The following is an 11857-nucleotide window of genomic DNA, read 5'->3' as shown; positions in this document are numbered from 1 at the left end:
GCACACGCGACCATGACGAGCGAATCGTCGGCCACCCGCCGCGCGACGCCGCCCGCGTCGATCCAGTCGGGTTCGAGCCCGACCGCGCGCGCAAGCTCGGCGATCGGTACGTCGGTCGTCATGGTCGCGTGTGCCCGTTCGCGCGGTGTTTCAGCGCATCATGGTTGACCGCGCCGTCGCGCCACGCGATGCAGGTGCGAGGGGGCAGCCGCTGGTCGGCGAGCCGGTCGCGCGCGCGCGGCGGCGTCTCGAACACGATCTTGCCGACCGGCAGCGCGGGCAGCACCGCGTCGTGCGAGCCGGGATTGAACGCGATCGTGAGCGTGCTGCCGTCGCCGAGCCGCCAGCGCGCGACGAGCGCCTCCGCATCGCTGTGGTCGTTGCCATTTCCTTTACCCGCCAGCAACTCGACGCCGAGTGCGCGGGCGCCGGGCAGGTGCGGCGTCACCAGCGCCGCGCGCACCGTCAGCGCGCTGCGGTAGAAGTGCCGCCATGCGTCGGCGTCGGGCCACGCATCGTCGTCCGCGTGGGCCGGCGACGAGCGCACGAACGTGGCGACGTCGTTCGGATCGGGGATCGCATCGCGATGCGCGGGGTCGGCGAACGCGGAAAACGCGGCGAACTCGCGGCGACGGCCTTCGCGCACCGCATCGGCGAGTTCGCCGCGATAGTCGGTGAAGAACTGGAACGGCTGCGTGCTGCCGTCTTCCTCGCCCATGAACAGCAGCGGGATCTGCGGCGCGAGCAGCATCAACGCGGTCGCGGCGCGCACCGCGTCGTCGTTCGCGAGCGCGCGCAGCCGTTCGCCGAACGCGCGGTTGCCGATCTGGTCGTGGTTCTGCAGGAACGTGACGAACGCGGTCGGCGGCAGGTGCGCGCTCGACTCGCCGCGCGGCGCGCCGCCGTGCAGCGGCGACGGCTCGCCCTGATACGCGAAGCCTTCGCCGAGCGTACGCGCGAGACGGCGCAGCGGCGCGTCGGCGTACGCGCGGTAGTAGCCTTCGTGCTCGCCGGTCAGCAGCACGTGTGCGCTGTTGTGGAAGTCGTCGTTCCACTGCGCATCGAAGCCGTCGGGCCCGAGCAGGCTCGCGGTATTGCGTTCGTTCTCGAGCACCAGATGCACGTGACGCGCATCGCCGAAATGCGTGCGCACGCGCCGTGCCAGCTCGCGCAGCCATGCATCGTCGTCGATCGCATGCGCGGCGTCGATGCGCAGGCCGTCGAAACGGAATTCGTCGAGCCAGTACAGCGCGTTGTCGATGAAGAACGCGCTCGTCTGCGCCCGCGAGAAATCGATCGCCGGCCCCCACGCGGTCTGCCGGTCCGCACGGAAAAATTCCGGTGCATAGCGCGGCAGCAGGTTGCCGTCGGGGCCGAAGTGGTTGTACACGACGTCGAGAAACACCTGCAGTCCGAGCCCATGCGCGGCGTCGACGAGCGCCTTTAGCTCCTCGGGCCGGCCGTATGACGCATCGGGCGCGAACGGCAGCACCCCGTCGTAGCCCCAGTTGCGCGCACCGGGGAACGCGTTGACGGGCATCAGCTCGAGCGCGGTCACGCCGAGCGCGGCGATGTCGGGCAGGCGCCGCTCGACGCTCGCATAGCCGCCGCATGCACCGACGTGCAGCTCGTACAGCACCGTCTCGTGCCACGGACGGCCGCGCCACGCGTCGTTGCGCCAGCGGTACGCGGCCGGATCGACGACCTGGCTCGGGCCGTGCACGTCGGACGGCTGGAAGCGCGACGCGGGATCGGGCACCGCGAGGCCGTCGTCGAGCAGGAAGCGGTACAGCGTGCCGGGGCCGCAGCGCGCGACGACCTCGAACCAGCCGTCGCCGGCGGCCTGCATCGCGATGCGCGCGTCGCCGTGCAGTTCGACCGCGGTCGTGCGGCTCGCGGGCGCCCACAACCGGAAGCGCGTGTGCTCCGCGTCGAGGCAGGCCGCGCCGAACGACGATGCGAACGCGTGCGTGCCGGATGGATGGGCAGTACGTGACGACATGGCGGTTCCTCACGAGGGCAGGTCGGGTGGCACGGCCGCGACCGCGATCACGGCCGTGTGCGCGGCGACGTCGAGGCCGGCCTGCGGCCACGCGCGCGGGCCGGAGTCGGGCGTCGCCGTGTCGAGCAGCACGCGGTAGTCGAGCACCGGTGCGGGCGGCTTGAACTTGATGGTGCCGGCCGACGCGTTCAGCATCACGAGCAACGCCTCGGTGCGCCCGGTGCGGCCGGCGCCGACGCGCCGCATCGTCAGCGCGCGGCGCTCGCCGTCTTCCCACGCGGGCACGCTCAGCTCGAGGCCGTGTTCGTCGAACCAGCCGATCTCGCGCATGCCCGGCGCGCCGTCGCGGTCGCCCGACGGATAGCGCGGCGCGGACATCACCGGGTACATGCGCCGCAGCGCGGCGAGCCGCGACACGAAACGGATCATCTGGATACCTTCGTCGCTGTGCGCGAGGTCCCAGTCGAGCCACGATATTTCGTTATCCTGGCAATACGCGTTGTTGTTGCCGTGCTGCGTGCGGCCGAATTCGTCGCCGGCGACGAGCATCGGCGTGCCGAGCGCGGTAAACAGCGTCGCGAGCATCGAGCGCGCGACACGCGCGCGCAGGTCGAGGATCGACGCATCGTCGGTGGCGCCTTCGACGCCCCAGTTCGCGCTGCAGTTGTCGTCGCGGCCGTCGCGGTCGTCCTCGCCGTTCGCCTCGTTGTGCTTGTGCGCATACGACACCAGATCGGCGAGCGTGAAGCCGTCGTGCGCGGTGATGAAATTGATCGACGCCCAGGTCCGGCGCCTTTGATGGTTGAACAGGTCGGCCGAGCCCGCGAGCCGCGCGGCGAGCTCCGGGCGCTGGCCTGCATCGCCGCGCCAGAAGCGCCGCACCGTGTCGCGAAAGCGGTCGTTCCATTCGGCGAAGCCGGGCGGATGACGGCCCAGCTGATAGCCGCCGAGGCCGAGATCCCACGGTTCGGTGATCAGCTTGCGCTGCGCGAGCACCGGATCCTGCCGCAACGCGTCGAAAAACCCCGCGCCCGGCTCGAAGCCATGATCCTCGCGGCCGAGCGTCACGCCGAGATCGAAACGAAAGCCGTCGATGTTGAACGCGGTGGCCCAGTAGCGCAGCGAATCCATCACCATCTGCACGACGCGCGGATGCGACAGGTTCAGCGTGTTGCCGCAGCCGGTCTCGTCGACGTGGTAACGCCGGTCGTCCTGCCGCAGCCGGTAGTAGCTCGCGTTGTCCAGGCCGCGCCACGACAGCGTCGGGCCGAGCTCGTTGCCCTCACATGTGTGGTTGTAGACGACGTCGAGCACGACCTCGATGCCGGCCGCGTGCAGTTGCCGGATCGCGATGCGCATTTCGTCGAGCCGCCGCGTCGTCAGGTATGACGGCTCCGGCGCGAAGAACGCGGCCGTGTCGTAGCCCCAGTAGTTGCGCAGCCCGCGGTTCACCAGTGCACGCTGCTGCAGGAACGCGTGCACCGGCAGCAGCTCGATCGTCGTCACGCCGATCGACAGCAGGTGATCGATGAACGCCGGATGCGACAGCGACGCGAACGTGCCGCGCTCCGGCACGCGCAGCCCGGCGCGGCGCATCGACGCGCCGCGCACGTGGGTCTCGTAGATCACGGTGCTGCGCCACGGCACGTCCGGGCGCCGGTCGTTGCGCCAGTCGAACGCCTCGTCGACGACCACGGCCTTCGGCATCGCGGGCGCCGAGTCGCGGCGGTCCATCGACAGGTCCGCGCGGTTCGAATGCACGCGATAGCCGAACAGCGCGTCGGACCAGCGGAACTGGCCGACCAGCTTGCGCGCGTACGGGTCGAGCAGCAGCTTGGTCGGGTTGAAGCGATGGCCGTGCTGCGGTTGGTACGGGCCATCCGCGCGAAAGCCGTACACGGTGCCCGGATGTGCGTTCGGCAGGTAGCCGTGCCACACCTCGTCGGTGCATTCGGGCAGGTCGAGGCGCGCGAGTTCCTTGCGGCCGGTCGGGTCGAACACGCACAGCTGGATGCGCTGCGCATGCGCGGAAAACACCGCGAAGTTGGTGCCAAGGCCGTCCCACGTGGCGCCGAGCGGATAGCTGCGGCCGGGTTCGAGACGGGAAGGCAGGGCGGTCGGCATGGGGGGATTGTCTCCGTGTCGAGGGCGCCGGGCGTCAGGCCGGGCTCAGCCATAGGGTCGCGAGCGGCGGCAGGCGCAAGGTGGCCGACCACGGCTGGCCGTGCGAGGGCACGTCCTCCGTCCATACGGCGCCGTCGTTGCCGGCATTCGTGCCGCCGTACACGGCGGCATCGGTGTTCATCAGTTCGCGCCAGTGCCCGGGCGCGGGCAACCCGACGCGATAGCCGGGGCGCGGCACCGGCGTGAAGTTGCAGACCGCGACGACGAGGCGCCCGGTATCGTCGCGGCGCGCGAACGCGAACACGCTGTTGTCGCGATCGTCGCCGATCAGCCACGAGAAGCCGGCCGCGTGACAGTCGAGCGCGTGCAGCGCCGGTTCGGCCGCATACGCGCGGTTCAGGTCGCGCACGAGCCGCTGCACGCCGCGATGCGCGGGGGCGTCGAGCAGGTCCCAGTGCGGCGTCGCATCGTGCGCGAACTCGGCCCATTGCGCGAATTCGCTGCCCATGAACAGCAGCTTCTTGCCCGGATGCGCCCACATGAAGCCGAAGTACGCGCGCAGTGTCGCGAGCCGCTGCCACGCGTCGCCCGGCATCTTCGCCGCGAGCGAGCCCTTGCCGTGCACGACTTCGTCGTGCGACAGCGGCAGCACGAAGCGTTCGGAGAACGCATAGACGAGCCCGAACGTCATCCGGTCGTGGTGATAGCGGCGATGGATCGGATCCTCGCGCACATACGCCAGCGTGTCGTGCATCCACCCCATGTTCCATTTGAAGTCGAAGCCGAGCCCGCCGTCGCCGGTCGACGCCGTGACGCCCGGCCACGCGGTCGATTCCTCCGCGAAGGTGACGACGCCGGGCGGCGCGAGCGCACCGTGCAGCGTGTCGTTCAGTGTGCGCAGGAACGCGACGGATTCGAGGTTCTCGCGCCCGCCGTGGATGTTCGGCACCCATTCGCCTTCGTTGCGCGAATAGTCGCGGTACAGCATCGACGCGACCGCGTCGACGCGGATCCCGTCGACGTGATAGCGGCGCGCCCACGCGAGCGCCGACGCGATGAGGAACGCGCCGACCTCGTTGCGCCCGAGGTTGAACACGCAGGTGTTCCAGTCCGGGTGCATGCCTTCGCGCGGATCGGCATGCTCGTAGAGCGCGCTGCCGTCGAATTGCGCGAGGCCATGCGGATCGTTCGGGAAGTGCGCGGGCACCCAGTCGACGATCACGCCGATGCCGGCCGCATGCGCGCGGTCGACGAAGCGCGCGAAGCCGTCGACCGGCCCGAAGCGCGCGGAAGGCGCGAACTGTGCGAGCGGCTGGTAGCCCCACGAGCCGCCGAAAGGGTATTCGGAAATCGGCATGAATTCGACATGCGTGAAGCCCATGCCGCGCACGTACGGGATCAGCCGCTCGGCGAGTTCGTCCCAGGTCGCGCTGCGGTCCATCTCCTCGGGTACGCGCTGCCATGATTCCGGGTGCACCTCGTAGATCGACCACGGCACGCGAAAGCGGCGCTCCGCGGGCGGGCGCGCGTGCAGCCAGCCGTCGTCGTGCCAGGCGAACGCATCGAGCGCCGCCGTGTCGGCGACGACGGACGCGGTGCGCGGCGGCGCTTCGGTCGCGCGCGCGCAGGGGTCGGCCTTGTGCGGCAGCACGCGTCCGTCGGCCGCGCGCAGCTCGTACTTGTAGTGTTCGCCGGCGCCGAGGCCCGGCACGAACAGCTCCCATACGCCCCACGGCCGCCGCAGCCGCATCGGATGCCGGCGGCCGTCCCACATGTTGAAGTCGCCGACGACCGATACGCGCTGCGCGTTCGGCGCCCACACAGCGAAGCGCACGCCGTCGACGCCGTCGATGCGCGTGGGCGTCGCACCGAGGCAGTCGAGCACGGCGGCCGGGTCGCCGGCCGCGAAACGCGCGAGCGCCGCGTCGTCGAGCAGCGTGCCGAACGCATACGCGTCCTCGGTGATCTGGCGCGTGTCCGGCCAGTCGATGGCCAGCCGGTAGCGGCCGTCGTGCGCGATCGTCCCCGCGAAGCAGCCGGCGTCGTCGACGCACGCGAGCGCGCCGAGTTCGTCGCCGTCGGGCGTCACCGCGCGTACGCGCCGCGCGCCGGGCAGCAGCGCGCGCACGACGACCCGGCCGGCGTCGGCGTGCGGGCCGAGGCACGCGAACGGGTCCGGATGGCGGCCGGCGAGCAGCGCTTCGATGTCGGTGCGGTCGAACAGCATGTCGGTCATCGGTTGCCTCCGTGGTCGGGCGCGCGGTCGGTATCGAGCAGGCGTTCGATCAGCGCGGCGAGCCCGCCGACCGGCACGCCGAGCCAGTCGGGGCGATTCGCGGCTTCGTAGCACAGCTCGTACGACGCCTTGTCGATCAGGAACAGCGCGAGCAGGCGGTCCGCGTAACGCGGGTCGACGAAGCGCTCGGGCGCCTGCTCGGCAGCCGCGCGATAGCATTCGACGAAGCGGTCGGCGGCGGCCTGCCCGAAGCGGTCGAACAGCGCGCGCTTGCGGCCGGCCGTCTGCGGCGGCGCCTTCTCGATCGCGAACTGTGCAGTCGCGCTCACGTACGACAGCGAACGCAGCAGGCCGGCCACGTCGCGCAGCGGATGCGATTTCGCGCGGCGCCGGTCGAGCGCACGCGCGGGCTCTCCTTCGAAGTCGATCAGCAGCGCGTCGCCTTGCACGTCGAGCACCTGACCGAGATGGAAATCGCCGTGAATGCGCGTGCATTGCGCGTCGAGCGTGCGCGGCACGAGTTCGCCGATGGCCTGGACGGCCGCGTCGCGCGACGCGAGCAGCACGTCCGCCGCCGCGCGGTTGGCCGGATCGAGCGTGTCGAGCTGCGTGCGCAGCACGTCGAGCGCGCGCTCGAACGACGCGATCGCATCCACGCACCAGCCGTCGACGTGCTCGGACGTCGCGGCTTCAGGCGCGAACGCGGGATCGTCGGACGGTTGCGCGAGCGCGACGTGCAACTGGCCGAGCCGCGTGCCGATGATGCCCGCGAACGCCGCGTAGCCGAGCAGCGCATCGGGTTCGTCGTCGACGTCGGCCGCGTCGCCGTCGCCCGCGGCCGGCAGCGCGAGCTCGTCGATCGCGCGCCGCAGGAAGTCGAACGAACGCGTCCACGCGTCGCCCTGATTGTCGACGTAGCGCTGCAGGATCGCGACCGTATGCGGCGTGCCGTCCGGATCGACGTGTACGACTTCACCGGCGAGCGTCGCGGTGTTCGCGTAGCCGATCCGCGTCAGGTGCCGGCTCATCTCCGCTTCCGGATGGATGCCGTGCGCGACCTTGCGCACGAGCTTCAGCACGATCGCGTCGCCGATCACGAGCGAGCTGTTGCTCTGCTCGGCCGCGAGCCAGCGCACCTCCGCCTCGTCGCCGGGATCGAGCCCGGCGAGCGCGTCTTCGGGCAGGAAGTCGAGGCGGCCGCCGTCGGATGTCGGCACCGTCGCGCCGTCGCGCAGCTTGCGCAGCATCCCGCGCGCGAACGCCGGCAGCGCGAACGCGTCGGTCAGGTAGCCGACCGTATGGCCGCGCCGCACGCGGGCGAGCGCGAGCTGCGCGAACAGCGGATGCGACGTCTCGCCGCCCCACGCGGTGGCGAGCGGCACGACATAGCGCTCGACGCCGCCGTCGCTCGCGGACACCCAGGCTTCCGCGTACTGGAACGGTTCGTCCGGCATCGGCGTGACGACGTTCAGCCACGCGTCGCCGATCTTGCGGTCCTTCGACGCGAACCAGCGCCGCCGCGTGAGCCATGACGCGAGCGCATCGTGCGCGAGCGTGTGCAGTTGCCCGACGTCCGGGCGCGCGTCGCCGCGCCGCATCACGATCGTCACGTATTCGGGCAGCGGCTCCGCGTGCGGCTGTCGCCACGACGGCTCGCGGCCGTGCTCGGACAGCACGAACCACAGGAACCCGTACGGCGGAAAGGTGAGCAGGTACGTGAGCTGCCCGATCGGCGGAAACGGCGAGTCCGACGTCATCTCGATCGGCACGCGGCCCGCGAATTCGGACAGGTCGAGCTCGACCGCCTGCGACGCGCGCGACAGGTTCGCCACGCACAGCACCGTCTCGTGGCCTTCGAGCTCGCGCAGGTACGCGAGCACCTTGCGGTTCTCCGGACGCAGGAAGCGGATCGAGCCGCGGCCGAACGACTGCGTCGCGCGGCGCGTCGACAGGATCCGGCGGGTCCAGTTCAGCAGCGAATGCGGGTCGCGCGTCTGCGCCTCGACGTTGACGGCGTCATAGCCGTACAGCGCGCCCATCACGGGCGGCAGCACCAGCAGTTCCGGGTCTGCGCGCGAGAAGCCGCCGTTGCGGTCGGACGACCATTGCATCGGCGTGCGCACGCCGTCGCGGTCGCCGAGGTGGATGTTGTCGCCCATGCCGAGCTCGTCGCCGTAGTAGATCACCGGCGTGCCGGGCATCGACAGCAGCAGCGAGTTGATCAGCTCGATGCGGCGCCGGTCGCGCTCCATCAGCGGCGCGAGGCGGCGCCGGATCCCGAGGTTGATCCGCGCCCGGCGATCGCTCGCATAGGTCTGCCACAGCAGGTCGCGCTCCGAGTCGGTCACCATCTCGAGCGTCAGCTCGTCATGATTGCGCAGGAACACGGCCCACTGGTTGCTGGGCGCGAGCGCCGGCGTCTGCCGCATGATGTCGATGATCGGGAAGCGGTCCTCGCTCGCGATCGACATGTAGATGCGCGGCATCAGCGGGAAGTGGAACGCCATGTGGCATTCGTTCTCTTCGCCGAAATATTCCTGCACGTCCTCCGGCCACTGGTTCGCTTCCGCGAGCAGCATCCGGTTCGGATACTCGGCGTCGATCGTCGCGCGGATCCGCTTCAGGATCGCATGCGTTTCCGGCAGGTTCTCGTTGTTGGTGCCTTCGCGCTCGACCAGGTACGGCACCGCGTCGAGCCGCAGCCCGTCGATGCCGAGATCGAGCCAGAAGCGCATCACCTGGATCACCTCGCGCACGACGGCCGGGTTGTCGAAGTTCAGGTCCGGCTGGTGCGAGTAGAAGCGGTGCCAGTAGTACTGGCCGGCGACCGGGTCGTGCGTCCAGTTGGAGGTTTCGGTATCGAGGAAGATGATCCGCGTGCCCGCGTATTTCGTGTCGGTGTCGGACCACACGTAGTAGTCGCGATGCATCGAGCCGGGCTTCGCGCGCCGCGCGCGCTGGAACCACGGATGCTGGTCCGACGTGTGGTTGATCACGAGCTCCGTGATCACGCGGATGCCGCGCGCATGCGCTTCGCGAATGAAGCGCCGCACGTCGGCGAGCGTGCCGTAGTCGGGATGCACGTCACGGTAGTCGGCGATATCGTAGCCGTCGTCGCGGCGCGGCGACGGGTAGAACGGCAGCAGCCAGATCGCGTCGACGCCGAGCTCGGCGATGTAGTCGAGCTTCATGATCAGGCCCGGGAAGTCGCCGATCCCGTCGTTGTTCGAGTCGTAGAACGACTTCACGTGCACCTGGTAGATGATCGCGTCCTTGTACCACAGCGGATCGTCCGCGCAGAGCGCGGGCGCGCGGCGCCGCGAACGGCGCCGGCGCGGCGTGCCGGCCGGTGCGAGCGACGGGAACTGCGCGCGACGCACGTCGTCGAGGGGATCTTCGCGTTTCATCATGCGTGTGCTCCGGAATGGCCCCGGGCATCGGCCGGGTCGGGCGCCTCCGCTCGCGCGGCGCCGGGAGACGGCGCGAGCCGCCAGATCGCGTACGGCCGCACATGTGGGTCGAGCGATACGTACTGGCGATGCCCGCGCCAGGTTTCGGCATGCGCGGCGTCCTGTTCGAGCACGTCGAGCGGTTCGCCGTCGACGAGCCCGAAGCCGCGCCACAGCGCCGCATCGAGCGTGAAATTCGCGGCCTGCGGATGCCACGGGTCGAGGCTGATCGCGACCGCGACGACGCTGTCGTGCGCGGGCGTCGCCTTCACGAACACCAGCACCTGATCGTTGTCCGCATCGACGAAGGTGAGGCCGAGATGGGTCTGCAGCGCCGGATGGTCGCGCCGCGCGCGGTTCAGCCGCGCGATTTCGGCGCCGATGTGCGCGGCCTTGCGCCAGTCGCGAACGCGCAGCTCGTATTTCTCCGCGTCCGCGTATTCCTCGCTGTCGGGCAGCGGCGCCGATTCGCCGATCTCGAAGCCCGAGTACAGGCCCCATGACCCGGCGAGGGTCGCTGCCAGCGCCGCGCGGATCACGAACTGCGAGCGCGGGGCGTTCTGCAGGTGGCGCGGATTGATGTCGGGCGTGTTCACGAAGAAGTTCGGCCGGAAGAACTCGCGCGCGGGGCCGGCCGTCAGCTCGGTCAGGTAGTCGATGAATTCGCGCTTCGTCTCGCGCCACGTGAAATACGTGTACGACTGCGAGAAGCCGATCTTCGCGAGCCGGTACATCATCCCCGGCCGCGTGAACGCCTCCGACAGGAACACGACGTCCGGATGCTTGCCGCGCACGTCCGCGATCATCCACGCCCAGAACGGCAGCGGCTTCGTGTGCGGATTGTCGACGCGGAAGATCCGCACGCCGGCGTCGACCCAGAACAGCACCGCGTCGCGCAACGCGAGCCACAGGTCGGGCAGCGCATCCGGCGCGTAGAAATCGGGGTTCACGATGTCCTGGTAGCGCTTCGGCGGATTCTCCGCATAGCGCAGCGAACCGTCGGGGCGCCACGCGAACCAGCCCGGATGCGCGGCGAGCCACGGATGATCGGGCGAGCACTGGATCGCGAAATCGAGCGCGATCTCGAGCCCCTGCGCATGCGCCGCGTCGACCAGCGTGCGGAACGACGCGAGCGTGCCGAGCTGCGGATGCACGGCCGTGTGGCCGCCTTCGGACGAGCCGATCGCATACGGGCTGCCGACGTCGTCGGGGCCGGCCTTCAGGCTGTTGTTGCGGCCCTTGCGCGCGGTCGTGCCGATCGGATGGATCGGCGGGAAATACAGCACGTCGAAACCCATGTCGCGGATGCGCGGCAATTGCGCGATCACGTCGTCGAACGTGCCGTGCCGGTGCGGATCGTTGCTCGCCGAGCGCGGGAACATCTCGTACCAGCTCGAGAAGCGCGCGGCGCGGCGTTCGACCTCGACCGGGTAGAGGGTGTCGTCGTGCGTGACGAACGGCCGGTAGCGCAGCGCCGCGTACGCGTCGGCGAGCGCAGGCGCGTCGAGCAGCGCGAGGCGCGCGTCGGGCGACGCGTCCTTGAAATCGGCGGTGAGCTGTTCCATCCGCTTGAGCGCGTGCCGATCGGCCGGATCGGCGTGCTTCAACGCGGTCGCGAGCAGCAGTTGCGCCTCGCGTACCTCCAGCGTCACGTCCTGGCCGGCCGCGCGCTTCTTCGCGATGTCGGTGACGAGCGACGCCCAGTCGTCGCGCCATGCGATCACGCGGAACACGTGGCGGCCGATCCGGTCGAGCGCGATGCGCGCGTGCCAGCGATCGTTCGGCTCCGCGACGAACGGCACTTCGCGCCACGTGTCTTCGTCGTCCGCCCGCCATTGCAGCGCGGCCGAGAGATGCGCGTGGCCATCCGTGAAGATCGATGCGTGCACAACCAGCGTCTCGCCGACCACGCGTTTGATCGCGAAGCGGCCGCCGTCGACCGTCGGCTCGACGCGTTCGATCGCGATCCGGTCGGCCGCGAGCGCGGCCGACAGCGCGGTGCGCTCGCCCGCGGCATCGGTGCGAGTGAGCGCGGGCGGCGCGCGA

The 11857-nt window shown here is 70.2% G+C and carries 5 protein-coding genes; all 5 read right to left on the bottom strand.

Annotated features, from left to right (window positions below; genetic code table 11):
* Positions 1 to 118: 118 nt before the first annotated feature.
* Entirely contained in the window at positions 119 to 2002 is a 1884-nt protein-coding gene (gene treZ, locus F3J14_RS30050; protein ID WP_166726033.1) for a malto-oligosyltrehalose trehalohydrolase, read from the bottom strand.
* 9 nt (positions 2003 to 2011) lie between these two features.
* A complete protein-coding gene (gene glgX / locus F3J14_RS30045) occupies positions 2012 to 4126 on the bottom strand; it encodes a glycogen debranching protein GlgX (protein WP_166726032.1) in 2115 nt (704 codons plus the stop codon).
* 34 nt (positions 4127 to 4160) lie between these two features.
* Complete coding sequence (gene glgB / locus F3J14_RS30040) at positions 4161 to 6362, bottom strand: 1,4-alpha-glucan branching protein GlgB (RefSeq protein WP_166726031.1); 2202 nt, start codon at positions 6360 to 6362, stop codon at positions 4161 to 4163.
* The gene (gene treS, locus F3J14_RS30035; protein WP_166726034.1) at positions 6359 to 9769 is read right to left on the bottom strand and encodes a maltose alpha-D-glucosyltransferase; all 3411 of its coding nucleotides are present in this window, start codon (positions 9767 to 9769) and stop codon (positions 6359 to 6361) included. Before treS ends, glgB begins: the two co-directional genes overlap by 4 nt.
* Positions 9769 to 11857, bottom strand: a 2089-nt coding sequence (locus F3J14_RS30030) for an alpha-1,4-glucan--maltose-1-phosphate maltosyltransferase (protein WP_166726030.1), incomplete at its 5' end; no start/stop codon positions are given. The genes treS and F3J14_RS30030, both read right to left, overlap by 1 nt.

Source organism: Burkholderia sp. Tr-862, from assembly GCF_011753085.1.
GTDB lineage: Bacteria > Pseudomonadota > Gammaproteobacteria > Burkholderiales > Burkholderiaceae > Burkholderia > Burkholderia ambifaria.
Note: the sequence above shows the minus strand (reverse complement) of the source record. Positions and strands in the feature narration are given on the sequence as shown.

What these genes read in the sequence shown, in the direction of transcription:
- treZ (WP_166726033.1), bottom strand. Translation starts at nt 2,002, where the DNA reads ATGTCGTCACGTACTGCCCATCCATCCGGCACGCACGCGTTCGCATCG.
- glgX (WP_166726032.1), bottom strand. Translation starts at nt 4,126, where the DNA reads ATGCCGACCGCCCTGCCTTCCCGTCTCGAACCCGGCCGCAGCTATCCG.
- treS (WP_166726034.1), bottom strand. Translation starts at nt 9,769, where the DNA reads ATGAAACGCGAAGATCCCCTCGACGACGTGCGTCGCGCGCAGTTCCCG.
- glgB (WP_166726031.1), bottom strand. Translation starts at nt 6,362, where the DNA reads ATGACCGACATGCTGTTCGACCGCACCGACATCGAAGCGCTGCTCGCC.